This window comes from Lysobacter sp. N42, assembly GCF_004344885.1.
Genome location: NZ_SKFB01000001.1, coordinates 980,293 through 1,001,334 on the forward strand (window position 1 = coordinate 980,293; position 21,042 = coordinate 1,001,334).

15 protein-coding genes are annotated in these 21,042 nt (G+C 45.7%); 7 read left to right on the forward strand and 8 right to left on the reverse strand.

The genetic code is table 11. The features are described 5' to 3' along the window. Positions 1-121: 121 nt before the first annotated feature. Both fadJ and fadI read right to left on the reverse strand, forming a co-directional pair. Positions 122-2,248 (reverse strand): fatty acid oxidation complex subunit alpha FadJ, encoded by a 2,127-nt coding sequence (gene fadJ, locus EYQ95_RS04825; protein ID WP_111913839.1) that lies wholly within the window; start codon positions 2,246-2,248, stop codon positions 122-124. Next, positions 2,248-3,561, reverse strand: a complete 1,314-nt coding sequence (gene fadI / locus EYQ95_RS04830) for an acetyl-CoA C-acyltransferase FadI (protein WP_111913838.1) — start codon at positions 3,559-3,561, stop codon at positions 2,248-2,250. Before fadI ends, fadJ begins: the two co-directional genes overlap by 1 nt. 239 nt (positions 3,562-3,800) lie before the next feature. On the opposite strand from fadI, the gene EYQ95_RS04835 reads away from it, so the two are divergent. The 6 genes from EYQ95_RS04835 to EYQ95_RS04860 are packed head-to-tail and all read left to right on the forward strand — an operon-like array spanning position 3,801 to position 10,733. Then, positions 3,801-4,760, forward strand: coding sequence for a MoxR family ATPase (locus tag EYQ95_RS04835; RefSeq protein WP_111913837.1), 960 nt, complete (start codon positions 3,801-3,803; stop codon positions 4,758-4,760). Continuing rightward, the gene (locus EYQ95_RS04840) at positions 4,757-5,710 is read left to right on the forward strand and encodes a DUF58 domain-containing protein (protein WP_111913836.1); all 954 of its coding nucleotides are present in this window, start codon (positions 4,757-4,759) and stop codon (positions 5,708-5,710) included. Before EYQ95_RS04835 ends, EYQ95_RS04840 begins: the two co-directional genes overlap by 4 nt. Further along, on the forward strand, positions 5,707-6,186 hold the full coding sequence (locus EYQ95_RS04845; RefSeq protein ID WP_165831904.1) for a DUF4381 domain-containing protein: 480 nt from the start codon (positions 5,707-5,709) through the stop codon (positions 6,184-6,186). The genes EYQ95_RS04840 and EYQ95_RS04845 overlap by 4 nt, the downstream gene beginning before the upstream one ends. After that, positions 6,179-7,162 (forward strand): VWA domain-containing protein, encoded by a 984-nt coding sequence (locus EYQ95_RS04850; RefSeq protein WP_165831903.1) that lies wholly within the window; start codon positions 6,179-6,181, stop codon positions 7,160-7,162. The genes EYQ95_RS04845 and EYQ95_RS04850 overlap by 8 nt, the downstream gene beginning before the upstream one ends. Then, on the forward strand, positions 7,162-8,997 hold the full coding sequence (locus EYQ95_RS04855) for a tetratricopeptide repeat protein (protein ID WP_111913833.1): 1,836 nt from the start codon (positions 7,162-7,164) through the stop codon (positions 8,995-8,997). The genes EYQ95_RS04850 and EYQ95_RS04855 overlap by 1 nt, the downstream gene beginning before the upstream one ends. 14 nt (positions 8,998-9,011) lie before the next feature. Next, the gene (locus EYQ95_RS04860; RefSeq protein WP_111913832.1) at positions 9,012-10,733 is read left to right on the forward strand and encodes a BatD family protein; all 1,722 of its coding nucleotides are present in this window, start codon (positions 9,012-9,014) and stop codon (positions 10,731-10,733) included. A gap of 56 nt (positions 10,734-10,789) precedes the next feature. Here EYQ95_RS04860 and EYQ95_RS04865 read toward each other — a convergent pair whose 3' ends face one another. From EYQ95_RS04865 to tig, 6 genes are all read right to left on the reverse strand, one after another. After that, positions 10,790-12,655, reverse strand: a complete 1,866-nt coding sequence (locus EYQ95_RS04865) for a SurA N-terminal domain-containing protein (RefSeq protein WP_111913831.1) — start codon at positions 12,653-12,655, stop codon at positions 10,790-10,792. 164 nt (positions 12,656-12,819) lie between these two features. Next, on the reverse strand, positions 12,820-13,092 hold the full coding sequence (gene hupB / locus EYQ95_RS04870; protein ID WP_111913830.1) for a nucleoid-associated protein HU-beta: 273 nt from the start codon (positions 13,090-13,092) through the stop codon (positions 12,820-12,822). 261 nt (positions 13,093-13,353) lie between these two features. Continuing rightward, positions 13,354-15,708, reverse strand: coding sequence for an endopeptidase La (gene lon, locus EYQ95_RS04875; RefSeq protein ID WP_111913829.1), 2,355 nt, complete (start codon positions 15,706-15,708; stop codon positions 13,354-13,356). 116 nt (positions 15,709-15,824) lie between these two features. Further along, positions 15,825-17,102, reverse strand: coding sequence for an ATP-dependent protease ATP-binding subunit ClpX (clpX, locus tag EYQ95_RS04880; protein ID WP_111913828.1), 1,278 nt, complete (start codon positions 17,100-17,102; stop codon positions 15,825-15,827). Between the two features lie 4 nt (positions 17,103-17,106). After that, positions 17,107-17,727, reverse strand: coding sequence for an ATP-dependent Clp endopeptidase proteolytic subunit ClpP (gene clpP, locus EYQ95_RS04885; protein ID WP_111913827.1), 621 nt, complete (start codon positions 17,725-17,727; stop codon positions 17,107-17,109). A gap of 83 nt (positions 17,728-17,810) precedes the next feature. Then, positions 17,811-19,115: a trigger factor gene (gene tig, locus EYQ95_RS04890; protein ID WP_111913826.1), complete on the reverse strand. Its 1,305-nt coding sequence runs from the start codon at positions 19,113-19,115 to the stop codon at positions 17,811-17,813. Between the two features lie 336 nt (positions 19,116-19,451). Between tig and EYQ95_RS04895 the strand changes: the two genes are divergently transcribed. Beyond that, positions 19,452-21,029, forward strand: a complete 1,578-nt coding sequence (locus EYQ95_RS04895) for a diguanylate cyclase (protein WP_111913825.1) — start codon at positions 19,452-19,454, stop codon at positions 21,027-21,029. Positions 21,030-21,042: the final 13 nt, after the last annotated feature.

Consider the following 21,042-nt stretch of genomic DNA (forward strand, 5'->3'; position numbering starts at 1 on the left):
CTAAGGTAATTGTGGTTATTATAGCCAAAGCTTAAAGAAGGGTCATTTGCACGCTTGTTATGCAAAAAAGCCACGGAATAACAAATTCGTTACGCCGTGGCTTTGTTTCCAAAGGTTTTAATTAATCTTTGTAAAATTTCTGGTTTTCTTGTGCCATCGTCACTAGCAGTTCACAAGGTTTGAAACGCTCGCCCTCACTTGCTGCTAGAGCTTCAAGGCGCTCAACAATATGCGCTACACCGAGTGCATCCATGTATCGGAAAGGACCACCTCTGAACGGAGGGAAACCAATACCAAAGATCGCACCAATATCACCGTCGCGAGGCGAGCGGATAATATTTTCTTGTAAGCACCATGCCGCTTCATTCAGCATCGGCAATACGCAACGCTCTGAGATAGCTTTGGCGCTTGCTTGGGCATTAGGTTGAATACCTAAGACCTGATACACCGAGCTATCAACTTGCTTGCCCTTTGCTTTGCTATCGTAACGGTAGAAGCCTTTCTTGGTTTTGCGGCCTTTACGTCCGTCATCAATAAGTTTGCTAAACGCGTCTGGAGCTTCAAAGCGTTCGCCAAGTTCGTTACGCAAAATAGGCGCAACCTTACTAGCTACATCGATGCCTACTTCATCAAGCAACGCAACTGGTCCCACAGGGAAACCAAATTGAACCAACGCTTTGTCGATTGCTTCGACAGGCTCTCCGGCAAGTAACCAACGCGCAGCTTCATTCATATATGGCGCTAGAATACGGTTCACGTAAAAACCTGCACCATCTGCAACCACAATCGGCGTTTTACCTTGCTGCTTAGCAAACTGCACTGTCGTTGCAATTGTTTCTGGCGTAGTGCCTTCATGGGTAATAATTTCCGCCAACGGCATTTTCTCTACCGGAGAGAAGTAATGCAGCCCGATCACTTGTCCTGGACGCTTTGCTTTCGCTGCAATTTGAGTAATCGGTAACGAAGAAGTATTGGTAGCAAATATGGTGTGCTCAGCCGCATTTTGCTCGATGTCTGCAACCATCTTTTGCTTCAAGTCTAGGTCTTCGAATACTGCTTCTACAACGATGTCTGCGTCTTTGTAGCCACTGTAGTTTAAGCTTCCCGTAAGCATAAGTAACTGCTTCTCATAGTCCGCTTTCGTAATGTGACGTCGCTTTAACCGTGGTTGCAGTAATTTATTGTGATAAGCCATGGCGTTAGAAATACCGTCATGGTTAATATCTTTCAAGCGAACCGGTAACTTAGCTTTATTAATGGTGACATGCGCGATGCCGCCGCCCATTAAACCACCGCCTAGCACGCCAACTTTTTTCACTTCACTTGGTTTAGTGCCTTCAGCGCCAGTTTCTTTCTTCATCTCTGTGGTTGCGAAGAAGATATTACGAAGTTGCTGAGACTCTGGCGTCATCGCCAACTCACCAAACTTCTTAGCTTCAAACGCCAAGCCAGCTTTCATACCCTTTGTCACACCCGTTTTAATGGTGTCAATGATGCAATCAATAGCTGGGTAATTACCTTTCGCTTTCTTTTGAGCTTGTTCGCGAGCTTTACTAAACACCACACCTTTCATTGGGCCTTCAAGTACTTTACCCATGAAGTTCAATTTAGGTTTTGGTGTTGCAGGTTTGCCTTTCAGCGCCATTTCCATAGCCGCATCAAGTAATATCGACTCAGGCACAACCTCGTTCGCTAACCCTAACTTTTTCGCTTGTTTTGCACGTAACTGTTTGCCGGTCAGCATTAGCGTTAAACCTTGCTGAATACCTACAATACGCGGCAAGCGTTGCGTGCCACCAGAGCCAGGAAGTAGGCCTAGCTGTACTTCAGGAAGTCCAAGTACCGTTTTGGGTGAGTCTGATAGAACACGAGCATGACACGCCAGTGCCAACTCTAAACCGCCGCCTAAAGCTGGTCCATGGATAGCCGCAATCACAGGGATTGTCAGTGCTTCTAACTCATCAAATAAAGCCTGTCCTTGACGCGCTAAACTCTCGGCGTCTTCTGCGGTGCGGCATTCATTGATCATGCGAATATCAGCACCAGCGACAAACGAGCTCGGCTTACCGCTAATAAACACCAAACCTTTAAGGTCTTTATTGCCCTTAATTGCTGACATTAATTCAGAAACTTCTTCGACGAATGTCGCCTTAAGCGTGTTCATAGACTCGCCAGGAACATCGATTGTGACGACACCAATGCCGTTGTCGCGAATGTCTAAAGAAAATGCTTTCGCTGTATCAGTCATTATTCTGCCTCCACAATTACTGCTGCACCTAAACCACCTGCGGCACATGCTGTTGTTAGTCCTACACCACCGCCACGACGCTGAAGTTCACGAAGGGTTTGGGTTAGCATGCGTGTACCAGTTGCGGCAAAAGGATGCCCATAAGCGATAGAGCCGCCAAGTACGTTAAATTTACTTTCGTCAATTTCACCGATAGCTTCACTACGACCTAATTTTTCTTCTGCAAACTTTTTACTTGCGAACATCTTCTTGTTCGCCAGTGTCTGCGCTGCGAAAGCTTCGTGCATATCGATAAGATCTAAATCAGAAAGCTTCATTCCTGCACGGTCGAGTGCGATAGGCGTTGCGTACGAAGGTCCCATCAACATATCGGTATGTACATCTATTGCAGAGAATGCATAGCTCTTAATGTAACCCAATGGCTTATAACCTAACGCTTTAGCTTTACTCTCTGTCATCATGAGTACTGCAGACGCACCATCGGTTAGCGGCGTGGCATTTGCTGCAGTCACACTACCGTGCTTGCGATCAAACACCGGGCGTAATCTTGCGTAACCCGCTAAGTCAGAATTTTCGCGAATGTTGTTGTCTTTCTCATAATACGACTTATAAGGAGGCACATGAGCAGTCATCACTTCCTCGGTGAGCTTCCCTTCTTCCCACGCTTGGTGCGCTAAGGTATGTGAACGGTGCGCTAATTCGTCCTGTGCTTCTCGCGTAATACCATGCGTTTTAGCCATTTGTTCAGCGGTTTGTCCCATACTCAACCCTGTTGAATATTCTGCAACCGCTGGTGGCACAGGTAATAAGTCTTTCAGTCCTAAACGACGGAAAATAGCGATACGCTGACCTAAGGTCTTCGCTTTAGTCAGATCGACTAGCGCTCGCGCAAGCTTTTTAGACACGCCAATAGGCAACACCGACGACGAGTCTGCACCACCTGCGATACCAACATCGATAGTGCCAGCAAGCATCGACTCTGCAATATTTACAGCAGACTGGAAACTTGTAGCACAAGCTCTAGACACACTGTATGCATCGGTGCTTACGGGTAAACTCGTTCCTAATACAATCTCTCTGGCGATATTAGGAGCTTCTGGCATTTGTACGACTTGCCCAAAAACCAACTGTTGCACCCATGCTGGGTCTACGTCGAATCGTTGGATAAGCTCTTGAACTACCATTTTCCCCATATCGAGCGCAGGCACACCATGAAAAAAGCTCGCTTGTTTAGCGAACGGTGTACGTAAACCTGCCACGATTGCGATACGATCGCCGTTAGGCGTAATCAATCGTTGTTGCGGTGCTGACATATAAATCCCCTATCGAATACTGGTCTGACCACGAATTTCATCCCGATTCTAACGAGATCTGAGTCAGAAAGAAACCTTGCAAAGCAGATGAATAACCCCATTGTAAGAGTTACTATAAATCAAAATAACGAAGCCATTAGCATTTCCCTGCAAATACTTACTGTTGACGGGAACTGTAGAATGCATTCATGGTCGTAGCAAACGCCTTAAAAAATTATAAGAATCTGGGAGTCTTACAGATGCAACACGCAGCTCCATTTCAACAATTGCGCAAGTATTTAGAACAACAAGTATTGGGACAACCCGAACTTGTTGAGCACTTGCTTGTTACCTTACTTGCCAATGGTCATATTCTTGTTGAAGGTCCACCAGGCTTGGCTAAAACTCGTGCAGTGCAGGCACTCTCTCAAGGTATAGAGGGGGACTTTCACCGAGTCCAGTTTACCCCCGACCTCCTGCCTGCTGACCTCACAGGAACCGATATTTATCGACCTGAAACCGGCGAATTTCAATTTCAAAAAGGTCCTTTATTCCACAATTTAGTACTTGCGGACGAAATTAACCGTGCGCCTGCCAAAGTTCAGGCAGCATTACTAGAAGCCATGGCAGAGCGTCAAATTACAGTGGGCCAAACCACTTACCCATTACCCGAATTATTTACGGTTATGGCAACGCAGAACCCACTGGAACAGGAAGGTACTTATCCACTTCCAGAAGCTCAACTCGACCGTTTTTTAATGCACTTAGTGGTGTCGTATCCAGACAGTGAAATTGAAACCCAAATTCTGCGACTGAATAGAAATGAGTCGTTAGGAACACCTACCGTTGAGCCGCCTAAAATTTCGCAAACTGATATTTTCTCAGCGCGCCAAGAAGCATTAAATGTTCACATGGAAGAAAATGTGGAGCGCTATTTGGTTGCCCTTATTGTAGCTACCCGACAGCCGGGTGACTACGACGCTGAACTTGCACAATGGATAGAAATTGGCGCTAGCCCGCGAGCGACTATTGCACTAGACCGCTGCGCGCGAGCTAGAGCATGGTTAGACGGTCGCGACTTTGTAACTCCCGACGATATTCAAGCGATGCTGCACCCAGTACTTCGTCATCGTCTTATTTTAAGTTACGAAGCCGAAGCCGACGGAATTCAAAAAGACCAAGTTATCGATCAATTATTATTAAAGGTGCCTGCAACGTGAAGTCCACCCTTAAGCCGGAAGAATGGCTAAATAAGTGGAAATGTAATGGTGTGTCTTTGCAAGTCAAAGAGCTTCTCTATTACCGTTCGCGCCCGTTTACGCCTCCGTTTCGAGGTAAGCAAGGCAGCCATACCCAGCAAGGCTCTAAGCTAAGTAAACAACGTGGCAGAGGCATGGAGTTCGATGAAGTTCGCCATTACCAACCTGGAGACGATATTCGAGCTATCGATTGGCGCGTGACCGCTCGTACGGGAGACACCTACACAAAGCTTTTTCGAGAAGAGAAAGAGCGCCCTGTTTTTGTATGCGTCGACCTTTCTCACTCTATGCGGTTTGGTAGCCAGCTTCTTTTTAAGTCTGTGTGCGCAGCTCACATTGCCGCAGCAATCGGCTGGGCAGTAGCAAAACGAGGCGATAGAATTGGAGGATTAGTATTTACCGACTCTATTGCCCATGAAATGAAACCACAAGGTCGCGAAAAAGGTGTACTGCGCTGGTTGAAAATGATGATAAGAACAGAGCAAGAGTCAGCCTCTGAGGCGCCCGCTCAGCAAACTCTCTATAAACAATTACAACGGCTGCAAACATTGGTAACACCAGGTTCAGACGTTATTTTAATCAGTGATTTCTCGCAACTCGACCAAGCCTCTTTAACCCTTATACGTGGGCTACGAAGACATAACAGAGTTTTAGCCATCAACGTATATGACCCTCTCGAGATATCGCTACCGGAATTCAAAGGAGAGGCATTACGAGCTACCGATGGTGACTACGAAGTAGACTTTGACTTTTCCTCACCTCAATTTAAACAGGCCTATGAAGAAAACAGCTTACAGCTACAAGAGCAGCAACTTGAATACTTTAAATCGGCTGGCGTTCCTATCTTGAATTTTTCAGCTGGTTCTCCACCGGAAGAGCAATGGCAAGAGTCGAAGAGGCAATATGCATGAATAATCCTCTCGCTCAACTCAATGATATCCATGAGATTTCTACTGTAACCTGGTGGCCTTTAGGCTGGGGCTGGTGGGCACTTATAGCACTTTTAATCATTGCGATTACTGTAAGTATTTTAGTTTCGCGTAAACGTAAGCGCGACCAATGGGTATGGAGACAATGTTGCCAAACACTGCAGACGCCCCAGAACAGCATGGGTGACATTACGACCGTTTTGAAATTAGCCTGCCGTCGTTACCTTTCTGATGCTAACAACAGCGATGCAAAAGCTTTACATACGCTTACAGGCAAAGCATGGCTAGTGTATTTAAACAACCAGTTGCAAGAGCCCCTTCGCGCATCTGAGCAACACGTTGAAGCCTTGGCACTTAACATGTATCGGCAAACCGACGCGCAACATGTCGAGCAATACCAGCAATTCGCTTTAACTTGGCTTCATCATGCGTGTCCACGGAGGCCAAACTATGTTTGAGTTTGCTTGGCCATGGGTGTGGGTTCTTTTACCTGTACCGGTAATTTACTGGTTCATTAAGCCTTGGTCTCGTTCAGGTCAACGTTTTTCTTTTCCTAACATTAAAAAACGTGCTTTAGGAATCGAACACAACGTTGCCAGCCGCAAAATCAAATATCTCTTTCCATTATGGGTTTGGGCGTTACTCGTAGCGGGTATGTCACAGCCTCGATGGGTGGGAGAACCTATTCCAGTAGAACAAGAAGCGCGAGAGATTTTAGTCGCCATGGACTTGTCCGGCAGCATGCAAGTCGACGATATGGTTATGCAAGGACAACGCGTTACCCGACTTTATGCAGCGCACTCTATTCTCGCTGACTTTATTCGAAGACGTACAGGAGATCGCGTAGGTTTGGTGCTATACGCCGACTCGGCTCACTTATATGTACCCGTCACTTCAGACTTGGAAACGGTTGCTGAACTAGCCGAAGAAGCAGAAATTGGCTTAGTTGGGCAGCGCACCGCTTTAGGCGACGCAATTGGTATTTCTATTCGTTATTTCCTAGAAAGAGAAGCCGAACAAAAAGTTGTCATTATGCTTACCGACGGCATGGTAAATTCCGGCAACCTTGACGCTGAAGACGCCATACAATTGGCTCAAAGTAATGACGTGAAAATTTATACCGTCGGTATCGGCGCCGACGAGATGTTAGTGTCGGGGCTTTTTGGCAACCGACGCATTAACCCAAGCCAAGAACTGAATGAAGTATTCTTACAGCAGGTGGCTGAAGTCACTGATGGCGAGTATTTCCGGGCAAGAAGTGCAGAAGACATGGAGCGCATCTACGAAACTTTAGATCAACTCGAACCGGTTCAGTCTGACGAGCAATTTTTCAGACCATTTCAAAGCCTAACGCATTGGTTCATTATTTTAGCGTTAGTCAGCGTGCTTCTATTCGAAATGTTTCGAGCTATACGTTGGCGGAGGTTCAAGTAATGTTTGCCGAATTCCACTTTTTACGCCCACTATGGTTGTTATTACTACTGCCTTTATTTGTGCTCGTTCCGTGGTGGTTAAAACGTTCTTCTCAATCGGGTATTGCACGCCAAGTTATTGCCCCGCATTTACAGCAATACCTCGTGCAGTCCGCAGAGAAAGTTCGAAAATTTCCGTGGAAAATAGCTACTGCAATTTGGGTTATCGCAAGTTTGTCGGCAGCCGGCCCTGCATGGATTGAGCAACCAATTCCAGTAACAAGCCAAGACCGTGGCTATGTTATTTTATTCGACGCGAGCATGGACACACGCGCAACAGATTTAACGCCCGACCGCCATACAAGGCTTAAATATAAGGCTTTAGATCTCATTAATGCCTTAAAAGACGGCCAAACAGGCTTGGTGGCTTATTCAGGCGACGCATTTACCATCGCGCCCCTTACGCGGGATCCAGAAAACCTGCAAAGCATGATGCCAGCACTGACACCAGAAATTATGCCAGTACCTGGTCGTAACCCTTTAGCAGGTTTTCAAATGGCACACGACATGTTGACGCAAGCGGGATATTCACAAGGCGACATATATTGGTTCAGTGGCAGCATTGACCGCGCAGATATGGAAGATATTCGTCAATTCCTTCGAGAAGCCAACCACCGTGTTTCCGTGATCACAGCAGGAACAGAAGATGGAGCGCCGGTAAGAACTGAACAAGGCGAGTTACTTCGCACGCCGCAAGGTGACCTGGTTATTCCGCGCTTGTTTGTCGACTACTTCGAAAACATTGCGCAGCAAACAGGTGGCATACATCGCTCAATTTCGTCGAATAGCGGCGATATTGACGCACTTATATCACTTCCCGAACAAAGTGCAAACGCCACTGAACGCGAGTCAATTAATCATAATCAATGGCTTGATATGGGGCCTTACCTACTTTGGCTAATGTTGCCATTGCTATTCGCACTCGGTCGAAAAACACAAGTACTCAGTATTGCGGGAGTACTGCTTCTTTCACAGTTCCTGACCACACCACCTGTTTATGCTACGAACGCAGAAGATAGCGACTTAGTAATTGAGCGCGTATCTTGGTTCAACATGAATAGTGTGCGAAACGCATTTCGGAACAAAGAACAGAATGCTTTGAATGCATACCAAAGCCAACAATATGACCGTACCGAAGGACTGTCAGACGACCCTATGTTACAAGGAATGGCAGCGTATCGAGCCGGAGATTATGAACAAGCCGCACAATATTTCGGTCAGCAAGAAACCGCAGAGTCTTTTTATAATTTAGGTAACAGCCTAGCCCACTCAGGTCATTTAGAGGAAGCTATTGACGCTTACGATCAAGCCCTACAACAAAGACCTAACTGGCAGTCTGCGTTGGAAAACAAAGAAATTGTTGAGCAAATGAAGGAGCAACAATCTCAACAAGAAAATGAAAGCGGTGACAGTGACCAGAACCAACAAGGCGAAGATCAAGAGTCCAACGATGGGCAGGAGTCGCAAGATAGCAGCTCGTCTGATCAAAGCGACGCCTCACAAAGTGAGCAAGAGAACTCCGATACGTCGCCAAGTGAAGAGCAAAATGCCGACGGACAAAGCCAAGAGCAACAAGAACAGAATGATAGTCAAACGGCAGAGCAGCAACAACAATCCGCTGAAACCGAGGGCAACGAAGAGGCTTTAGAGATTCCAGAGGCTTGGCAAGACTTGTCTGAAGAGGAGCGTGCTGAACTTGAGCAATTATTACGCCGATTACCTAACGATCCCGCTCTATTGTTGAAAAACAGACTGTTACTTGAAGCAGAGCGCCGCCGTCTACAAAGATTTAACTAGGAGTTCAAACATCCATGCTGAAACCTTTCTACCTTGGTTTTGTCGCTGTGATACTCATTCTGACCAGCAGTAATGCTTATGGATTAGAAATTGACGTGTCAGTTGATCGCAATCCCGTCATTGTGAATGAGTCGTTTAACCTCACGGTAACAGCCGACGAAGACTTACCTCGTTGGGCATTTAGCTCTCGCCCGTTAATGCGGGACTTTGTGGTAGGTGCAACTTCCATTGATACCTCTAGCGTGACGAGTCAAGGCGTAACAAGAAGAACCACGCGTTGGACCGTAAGATTAACCGCCCGCGAACCAGGCCGCTACACAATACCCTCGTTCGATATTGAAGGCGCTCAAACACAACCCATTGAAATTGAGGTCATTGAAGTTCAGCGTAATCAGAATGGTGAAAATCGGCCGTTCTTTATTGAAGGTACCGTTAGTGAAGCTTCGCCTTACGTACAACAGCAAGTGACTTATACCGTAGACCTGTTTATTCACAGTGACATACCGCTTGAGAATGGCACTATAGCTCCCCCACTCGCGGACAACGCTAACGTTGAACAAATTACTCAGAACAGAGAGCGACAAGAAATTATAAATGGTCAACGTTACCAGGTGATCACGCAAGTTTATGCCATTACGCCGCAAAGGAGTGGCTCTGTGGAGGTTCAAGGAGTTCAGTTCGAAGGTATTTATCGTCAGCCCAACTCTCGAGGCTTTTCAGGCTTTTCCAGACCAGAACAAGTGTCGCTTATGACACCCAATGTAGAGCTTAATGTGCAGCCCATACCACAGCAATATCAGGGTCAATGGTTTGTGAGTGAACAGGTTGTCATTGAGCGACAAATCTCACCAGCATCGGGTATGGTTGCGGTCGGAGAGCCTATTACTGAAACTGTAACTATTACGGCTGAGGGAGTGCGCCCAGAGCAAATTCCAGAACTCGATATTTCCTCACCGGACGGACTTCGTGTGTACCCGGAAACGCCGCAGCAAGAAGTATTTGCCCGCCGCGACACACGAATTGGACAAGTAACCTATACCACGGTGTATATTCCAAGCCGAGAAGGTCAGTTTGAATTACCTCAAATTAATATACCTTGGTTTAATCCGAGCGCAGATCAAAGCAGGCAAGCTTCCACTGCTGCCGTTCAATTAACAATTACACCTTCTGCGTCTGAGCCTGAGCGTATAAGCCCGGTTGCAGAAACGGAAACAGAAGCTGAACAGCCATTAGATACTGCAACCCAGCCGCAAGTCGACACAGGTATAGCGAGTATTCATGAGCAAGGCGGCGCCAGAACATCGAATAGTTATTTATATGGCGCTCTCGCTGTCTTATTCATAATTTGGCTAGTCACCCTTATATTGCTTATCCGAGCTAAGCGTGGAGCGTCACGCAAGGCCTCTAGTGACGTGCAGAATACCTATATTCCAAACCGTGCTCGTCAGCCTTTAAACAACTTGAAGCAAGCCTGTAATAGCAATGAGCCAGTGTTAATCATGGAGAACTTTAGAGCATGGATGAATGCACGCAAAAATGACCAAGACAACGGAAAGGGTATTCGAGCTGAGCTCGAACAACACCAAGACTTTAAGCAGGAACTCGCTGCATTGGAAGCCGCTTTGTATGGGAAAGAAAAGTCAACTTATACACGCGGCAAAGCGTTTTGGAAAACATTTTCAGGCGCACATAAAAAAGCGCATCAAACGGATGCGCTTAAGTTATATCCTCATTAGCTTTTAATAACGTGAGGGGCGAGAGCCCTTCACTCATTGCTCACTCAGTGCAATGCTTAACGCAAACGTCTTTCGATAGTTGCGTTAGCTTTCAAAGCTTCCATAAGGGCACGATAAGATTGCTCGGTGTATTGACCAGCAAGCTCCTGCGCGAATCTGTCGTTCATGCTTTCGTCAATAGAGCCCTCACCTACGTCGGTCAGCTCAATAACTGCTGCATCGCCGTTACGAAGCTCCACCGTTGCAAAGCTAGACTCACCTTCTACGAAAGGCATTTTGAAAAGCTCAGTGCGCACAGCGCCCGGCAATTCCGTTGCAAAACGTTTCGTTGCTTCGATGTAGTTAAAATCGATACCCGCAGTGTCACCACTCTCGATACGACTTCTCAGGTCAGACGCAGCTTGTAAAGCTAAATCTTGCGCACGCTCAGTGGTCAATGTTGCAACGATTTGGTCGCGAACATCTGCCAATGGTTGAGTTTGCGCCGGCTGATAAGATTCCGCACGGACCACAACTGAACGCTCCGCTAACTCCACTAGCTCACTGTTTAAGCCTCTCTCAGTAACGTCACTAGAGAAAGCTTGAGCTAGAAGGTCAGGTGAATCGAACCCTTCTGGTGGATTAGCTCTGGAAATAACTGGGCTAGTTTGAATGTCTACGCCTAGAGCTTGTGCAGCAGGCTCTAATGTATCAGGAACTTCGAAGCTAATACGCGCCAACTCTTGCTGTAAACGGAAGTACTCGTCTTCAGCGTTAACACGCGCCAACTCAGTACGGATGTTGTCAGCAACTTCCTCAAACGGCGTTTGAGTAGCTTCATTAAACTCTGTCAGCTTAATGATATGAAAACCAAACTCTGAACGCACGACGTCAGACACTTGACCTTGCTCGTTTAACTCAAAACCCGCATCTTCAAATGTTGGGTCAATCAAGCCACGCTCTAATGTACCTAAGTCACCGCCGTCTTGAGCACTAAACATATCATCAGATACGTCAGCTGCAACTTCGGCAAAGTCTTCACCAGCTTCAATACGGGCTAGTGCAGCTTCGGCTTCAGCAAGTGCAGCAGCTTCATCATCACCAAACTCAACGAGAATATGCGCTACTCTGCGGCTCTCTTCTGAGCTATAAGCTTGCGGGTTTCTGTCGTAGTAATCTCGAACTTCTTCTTCAGACACATTCGTTCTTTCTACGATATCGTCTAGATCTAGCGCTACATACTGAAGTTGAATCTCTTCTTGCACCTGAAAACGTGACTCGTTGTCGTAGTAATAAGACTCAATGTCCGCGTCTGTAATTTCTACCTGGTCAGCGAACGCACTACCTTCTAATACAGAGTAACGACCACTTCGCGTTTGATTCTGTAATTTCTGAAGCGCATCAACTTCATGGTCTAGCGAGAAGTCGGTAGCAAATAAACTAGTCAACAGAACTTCACGGTTCACTTGCTCGTCCATGTAGTTTCTGAACTGCCCTGCGCTCATGCCTAAGTTCATTAACGCACGAGTATATAGGTCATTGTTAAATGTACCGTTGAAGTTGAACTGCTCCATGTTGCGAATAATATTACGCAAGCCTTCGTCAGACTGACGTAGACCTAGTTCATTCGCAAACTGAATGCTTAACTCTTCTTCGATAAGCTGCTCAAGCACGTCGTTACGCAAAGACTGCACGTAAGACTCGTCGGCAAGCAACATGGCAAACATTTCGCCATATTGAGATTCCATCTGACTGCGTTGGCTTTGGTATGCGCGGTCGAATTCGGCACGGGAAATTTCTTTGCCGTTTACAGATGCGACATAATTGTCTACTCCGCCGCCTAAATACGCATTCACACCTGTTAGAGCAAAAGCTACAACAAGTACTCCCAAAACGACTTTTACTATCGGGCCCTGCGCGCCCTCACGGATCCTTTCGAGCATAAATAATCTCTTTTATGAAAAATACTTCGATTCTACTTCAAGACAAAGTCGCAAACTGCAACTTCAAAACGCTGAGAGTATACCACACTAATTGATTAGATTATGAGTCCCCATGAACAACAAAGGCGCCTTACGGCGCCCTCGTGTAGCACTACTGTAAGTTTTTAGTTTACAGCGTCTTTAAGTGCTTTACCTGCTTTGAAAGCTGGAACTTTCGCAGCAGCGATTTGAATTGTTTGACCCGTTTGTGGGTTACGGCCAGTGCGTGCTGAACGCTCACGAACTGAAAAAGTACCGAATCCAACTAGAGCAACTTGATCACCGCTTTTCAATGCTTCTGTTACTGCGTCGACCATAGAGTCTAGAGCACGACCGGCAGCGGCCTTTGAAAGTTCTGCGTCTGCTGCGATTTTGTCAATTAGCTGAGACTTGTTCACAGTATCATCCCCTTAGATTGTTATTATGGAGTTTTCTGGTTCCATTTAGAAATGGGCCAGCAAAGTTTATAACAAGCTTATATCTTTAGTTCAAGTACTCAAGATGCTTGCTAAAAAGTCTACCGAATCCCTACGACCCTTGGCCTGCATGGCTTCGGATAACTTCCTTAAGGCTATCACAGTCGGCGGCGATGAAAAGTCTTTTTCGCTAAAAATTAACAATTTTCGTCGCAGCCGCTGCTTTCAAGCCCTAAGAAAAAGCTATTTTTTCTTATTTTTCATTGATTTAAATGGATCATTAGTCAACGCTAACTTCAACACTTCATCAATCCATTTTACTGGATGAATCTCTAAATCAGCCTTAACATTGTCCGCAATTTCCTTGAGATCGCGCTCATTTTCCTTTGGAATTAATACTCGACGGATGCCGCCACGGTGGGCTGCCAGCAATTTTTCTTTTAAACCACCAATAGCCAGCACTTCACCACGCAAGGTAATTTCGCCCGTCATGGCCACATCAGCGCGTACTGAATTACCTGTAAGCGAAGATACCAAGGCCGTTACCATGCCTATACCAGCACTTGGTCCGTCTTTAGGCGTTGCCCCTTCAGGAACATGGACGTGAATATCTTTTTTCTCGTAAAAGTCTTCTTCAACACCCAAAAGTTCCGCGCGACTGCGTACCACGGTCATAGCAGTACTAATCGACTCTTTCATGACGTCGCCAAGAGAGCCGGTACAAACCGTTTTGCCCTTACCCGGTACAGTTGTCGCTTCAATGGTTAGCAAATCACCGCCTACTTGCGTCCACGCAAGGCCGGTAACTTGACCAATTTGGTCATTCTCTTCTGCTTTACCAAAGTCGAATCGACGAACACCCAAGAAGTCCTCTAACGAGTTCTCGTCAATTTTCACTTTTTTCAATTTCTTGTCGAGTAAAATACGGCGTACCGATTTTCTACATAGCGTCGACAACTCACGCTCAAGGTTACGAACACCTGCTTCACGTGTGTAATAGCGGATTATTCCGAGAATAGCGTCGTCAGAAATATCAACTTCGCCCTTCTTCAAGCCATTGCGTTCCATTTGTTTATCGAGCAAGTGCTTACGCGCAATATTCAGTTTCTCGTCTTCGGTGTAACCCGACAAACGAATAACTTCCATACGGTCTAACAGCGGCGCAGGAATGTTCATACTGTTTGAAGTTGCCACGAACATTATGTCTGAAAGGTCGTAGTCCACTTCTAGATAATGGTCGTTAAATGCACTGTTCTGCTCTGGATCTAGAACTTCCAACAAAGCAGATGCTGGGTCGCCACGCATGTCCGACGACATTTTGTCGATTTCATCAAGCAAGAACAGCGGATTTCTAACATCTACCTTCGCCATTTTCTGCATTAATTTGCCCGGCATAGAGCCAATATATGTACGTCTGTGACCGCGAATTTCAGCTTCATCACGAACGCCACCGAGAGCCATACGCACATATTTACGTCCTGTCGCTTTGGCAATCGACTGTCCTAACGACGTTTTACCTACACCAGGAGGACCAACTAAACACAAAATAGGACCACGTACCTTTTTACTGCGCTGCTGTACAGCAAGATAATCAAGAATACGCTCTTTAACTTTTTCTAAACCGTAGTGGTCTTCGTTCAAAATAGCTTCGGCTTTCGCTAAATCTTTCTTCACACGGCTTTTCTTATGCCATGGAACCGAAGTCATCCAATCGATATAGCTTCTTACTACGGTCGCTTCAGCAGACATTGGCGACATCATACGAAGCTTTTGTAACTCAGCGCGCGTTTTGTCTTCCGCCTCTTTCGTCATTTTAGCTTCTTGAATGCGCTTCTCTAGGGCTTCAAATTCGTCTACGCCGTCTTCAGATTCACCAAGCTCCTTTTGAATAGCTTTCATTTGCTCATTCAAATAGTACTCGCGTTGGCTTTTTTCCATCTGCTGTTTTACACGGCTTCGAATTTTGCGCTCCACCTGCAAAATATCGATCTCACCTTCCATAAGCGCCATTAAATACTCAATGCGCTCACGAATATCAATAATTTCAAGTACGTGCTGTTTGTCAGCCAACTTCAGCGGCATATGAGCAGCCATGGTGTCAGCTAATCGGTCCGCATCGTCGATTCCGGAAAGTGAAGTAATAACCTCTGGTGGAATCTTCTTGTTCAGCTTCACGTAGCCTTCAAACTGATTCATCGCCGAACGACTTAAAACTTCTTCTTCCTTTTCAGGAAGTGCTTCAGACTCCACCGTTTTAATATCAGCGGTGAAAAAGTCTTCATCGTCGTTCCACTTTTCAATGTTGGCGCGCTGAATACCCTCGACCAGCACCTTTACGGTTCCGTCTGGGAGCTTCAGCATTTGAAGAATCGTCGCAATTGAGCCAACTTCATATATGTCGTCGGACGTTGGCTCGTCTACGCCTGCGTCTTTCTGCGCGACGAGAAATATTTGTTTATCTTGCTCCATTGCAGCGTCTAGGCAGCGAATAGATTTTTCACGGCCAACAAAAAGTGGAATCACCATGTGTGGGTAAACCACGACATCGCGCAATGGAAGTACTGGCATTGTATAGCTTTCAACGCTCGAATCTGTCATTACTTTCCCCATGTGGAGCGTACCAAATAGTTTGAATAGTTATATATATGCGGGTCGTGAAGCAAAGTTCAATAACAGGATGCAAAAAAGGGGCGAAATGCCCCTTAATTGGATGTTTATTCGCCAGATGCCTGAGCGTCTTTGTTGTTTGCGTAAATAATAATGGGGTCAGACTCACCGTTAATCACGGTTTCATCTATAACCACTTTACTTACGTTGTCCATCGAAGGTAGCTCATACATTGTTGACAGAAGCACGTCTTCCACAATAGAACGAAGACCGCGCGCACCTGTTTTACGTTGCATTGCTTTTCTAGCTATGGCTCTCAGTGCGTCTTCTCTAAATTCAAGCTCTACGTCTTCCATAGCTAACAGCGCGCCATACTGTTTCGTTAACGCGTTTTTAGGCTCTTGTAGAATTTGCACCAACGCATCTTCGTCTAGCTCTGACAAGCTCGCCACAACAGGTAAACGACCAATAAATTCAGGAATAAGACCATATTTTACTAGGTCGCCAGGTTCTACCTTGGTAAGCACGTCTATTTGAGACTTCTCTTTCTCTGAACGTACTTCCGCACCAAAACCAATGCCAGTGCCCGTAGCAAGACGTTGTTGAATCACTTTCTCAAGCCCTGCGAATGCACCACCACAAATGAATAGAATTTTCGAGGTATCGACCTGAACAAACTCTTGTTGTGGGTGCTTACGCCCGCCTTGAGGAGGAACTGAAGCAACTGTGCCTTCAATCAGTTTCAATAACGCTTGCTGCACACCTTCGCCCGACACATCGCGAGTAATTGACGGATTGTCAGACTTACGTGAAATCTTATCGATTTCATCAATGTAAACGATTCCGCGCTCCGCTTTTTGCGGATCGTAGTCACATTTTTGCAGAAGCTTTTGAATAATGTTTTCAACGTCTTCACCTACGTAACCAGCCTCGGTTAGCGTAGTAGCGTCGGCAACCGTGAAAGGTACGTCGAGGTATCGTGCTAAGGTTTCAGCAAGCAATGTTTTACCACTACCCGTTGGACCAATCAGCAAAATGTTACTTTTACCTAGCTCAACTTCTTCTTTCAGGCCCGCATTGCGTAAACGCTTGTAGTGATTATAAACCGCTACTGCAAGCACTCTTTTAGAGCGATCTTGACCAATCACATAGTCGTCCAAGTGCGCACGAATTTCTTTCGGCGTAGGCATATGGTCGCGCTGTTCTTGCGTGGCCAACTCTTTAATTTCTTCTTTCAGAATGTCGTTACACAAGTCAACGCATTCGTCACAGATGAAGACAGAGGGTCCTGCAATCAGTTTTTTTACTTCGTGCTGGCTTTTCCCACAAAAAGTGCAATATAAAGACTTGCCACCTTGAGAATCGCCACCTGTTTTATCTGTCATCGACTTAACCTTTCAATTCTCGTTTAGTCAATATATCGTCAACCAATCCATATTCAACAGCACGTTCTGCGCTCATGAAGTGGTCACGATCTGTATCTTTTGCAATTACATCAAGCGGTTGACCCGTATGGTCCGCCAACATTTGATTCAATCTTTCTTTAATATACAAAATTTCTTTTGCATGGATCTCTATATCCGACGCTTGGCCTCTAAACCCACCCAATGGTTGGTGAATCATTACGCGAGAGTTAGGCAAACAAAAACGTTTCCCTTCTGCGCCACCAGCTAGTAAGAATGCGCCCATACTTGCTGCTTGTCCAATACACACGGTAGAAACATCGTTACGAATAAACTGCATCGTATCGTAAATGGCTAGTCCAGCAGTTACCGAACCACCAGGAGAATTAATATAAAGATAGATGTCTTTTTCTGGATTTTCTGACTCAAGGAACAACATTTGCGCGACAATAAGATTTGCCATCTGTTCTTCCACAGGTCCAACGAGGAAAATCACGCCTTCTTTCAATAGGCGAGAATAAATGTCAAATGAGCGTTCGCCTTTCGACGTTTGCTCGATAACCATAGGGATCAATGCTGACATTGGATCGGTGATAGAATCCTGCATCTTTTACCAACTCCTTAAAATGAAATGGCTCGAGTGAGCACACTCGAGCCATTAAACCAATTCCTGACGAATTCAGCAAACAGTTATTGCTTAGGAGGGTTCATAACCTCGTCAAAGCTTTCTGTTTTGTCAGAGACTTTAGCTTTCTCAAGAATAAGCTCAATTGCTTGCTCTTCAAGTGCAACGTTACGTACTTGCTGCATCATCTCTTCATTCTGCTTGTAGTAAGAGATCACTTGCTGTGGATCTTCATACGCAGAAGCTGTGCTTTCGATCAGTGCGTCAACTTTCGCATCGTCAACCTTAAGCTCGTTTGTACGAATAACTTCGCCCAATAACAAACCTACTTTAACGCGCTCAATTGCTTGCTCTTCAAACAATTCAGCTGGAAGCTCTGGCATGTTTTGGCCTTGACCGCCGAAACGTTGCATAGCTTGCTGACGTAGAGCTTGAATCTCTTGCTCTTTCATAGCGTTCGGTACAGCAACGTCGTCGTTTGCTTCAAGCAAGCCTTTGATGACTTGTTGCTTCACTTTGCCTTTTACCGCGTTCTCTAGCTCACGCTCCATGTTCTTACGAACTTCAGCTTTCAAGCCTTCTAAACCACCTTCAGCAACACCAAACTGTTCTGCAAAAGCGTCGTCTAGTTTTGGTAGGTCAGGTGCTTCAACCGTTTTGATAGTTAAATCAAACTCTGCGGCCTTACCTTTCAAGTTTTCAGCGTGGTAATCTTCAGGGAAAGTGACTTCGATAGTTTTCTCGTCGCCAGCTTTTAACCCTTTAACACCGTCTTCAAAACCCGGAATCATGCGGCCTTGGCCCATTTCAAGTGCGAAGTTTTCAGCTTTACCGCCTTCAAACTCTTCACCGTCAACACGACCTAAGAAGTCCATAGTTACACGGTCGCCGTCTTTAGCACCACGTTTCACTGACTTCCAGCCTGCGTTCTGTTTACGAAGGGTGTCTAGCATATTGTCTAGATCTTTGTCCGTAACTTCAGCCGAAGGCTTTTCAACTTTTACTTTATCCAAGTCTTTCAGTTCGATCTCTGGATAAACTTCAGCAATCGCGACAAATTCTACGTCTTTACCTGGTTCGTCTGACTTAGGTTCAAAACGAGGCGCACCTGCTGGATTAATTTTTTCCTGCATGATGGCTTCAACATAATGGCGCTGCATTTGCTCCATGACTACGTCTTGACGAATCGCAGGTCCGAAACGCTTCTCTACCATTGACACTGGAACCTTACCAGGACGGAAGCCGTCCATACGTACAGTGCGTGCGCGTTGCTTGACTTGATTCTTTACTTCTTGATCAATTTTTTCAGCAGGAATAGAAATCGTAATGCGACGCTCTAAACCTTGAGTTGTTTCTACAGAAACCTGCATTGCGTTGTTACCTCAGTATCACTTGAAGGTATATAAACCGATAAAAACCGCGCCGTATGGCGCACTTGAACAGTACTTTATACACGAAAGTACTGTCTCATACTTAAAAAAGACGCGACATTATAGCGAGGCTTAAAGCATGAGTCGACCCGTTCCCCAAAATTTCCCTTTGCATTAAAATAACTGGTTGGCGTTGACATCAAATACTAAGCACTGCAATCTTGAATAGACTATTGTTTAATTAATACTTTTCCGATCACTGAACACATTGCCACGTATAGTGTAGTAACGGTTGCTGATGTCATTCACGAAGGATCGATACAACTGGATTTCTAGATGTCAGATAAAGGCTCAAGCCAACCATTGTTACCCACAGAGGTGTTAGAAGGTTATTGCACAGCGCTGCTCGAGCAATTTCCGGTAGCCATTATTTCTTCGTTTGAGCCAATTACCGGCAACGCAAGTTCGCTCTACGCGAACGAGGCCGCATGTAAGCTGCTTCAATTAAATAGCCAAAATCCAGATTTTGACGAAATTGAATCTCTACCCTTTTCCTTGGATGCTGACTTAACCGGATTTAGCGAAATGCGGCGACCCAAAGACCCGCCCATAACTCAAGCCTTGCAAGGTTTTCCAGTTGAGCGCAGAGACTTACTGATTCACGAGCGCGCAATTAACATTAGAAGCCATGCTATTGAGTTCAAGGGAAAAGTTATTCATTCCGCGTTGATCATGGAGCGCGACCACCGTTTGTTTGTTGTGCAACGAGACGCAGCAGACCTGCTCTCAAGCGAATTTAGTTTGCGTGACATGATTGCTTTCGACAAATTGATGTCGCAACTGTCCTCACAGTTGATCAATGCTCAGGGTGAAGAAATTTTCTCGCACATAGAAAACGCATTAGAGGCTGTAGGCGAGTTTTGTCAGTCTGACCGTGCATATATTTTCGAATTCAGTAACGAAGGTGAAAGCTTCAGCAACACGTTCGAGTGGGTTCGTGAGGGAATTACAAGCCATATAGACGAACTTAAAGATATTCCTCGAGAAGCACTTCCTTGGTTTTTCCAATGTATGGAACAAGAAGGTTTGTTCTTAGTACATGACACAAGCCTTATTCCTGAACAAGGGCAAGCAGAACGAGAAGAATTCGAAAATGAAGATATTCGCTCTGTAATTTGTGTGGGTATGTATGCACACAATAAACTTATTGGCGTAGTGGGTTGTGACATGGTGGCTCGCCACCGCCATTGGACAGAAGCTGACACCCGTCGACTAAAGCTTGTGGGTGAAATCATTGCCAATTCGCTGCAAAGCGAACAATACATGCGTTCATTAAAAGCGACCCAGCAAGAGCTTATCGAAGCCAACGAAAGCTTAAAAGAACTCGCACATAAAGATGGTTTAACGGGGATAGCGAACCGACGCCATTTCGACTCCCGGTTACAAGAAGAAGTTGCTCGAGCAATTCGACATTCACATTCAGTTACGCTGCTTTTGCTCGACATCGATTTTTTCAAAGCATTTAACGACCATTATGGTCATATTGCCGGTGATCATGCTTTACGTTCTGTGGCGAAGCTTCTTACCGAATATTTCCGACGTAGCGGCGAAGTTGTTGCGCGCTTTGGCGGTGAAGAATTTGCAGTACTGCTACCTGAAGGCACATTAGAACAAGCCCTGGAGCTTGCGCAGAGCTTTCAAGTAGCGTTGAAAGAACTAGCTATACCTCACGACACAAGCGAAGTAAGTAATCATTTATCTGTGAGTATTGGCATAGCCCATAAAACACCTAGTGACATGTCAGACGCCGAGCATGCAATCCTTGAAGCAGACGAAGCTTTATACCAAGCTAAAAAGGTAGGACGGAATCGCGGTTGTTATCGAATAGGTGATGATTTTAAGGAATTGGTTTAAGTTTCTAAAAATT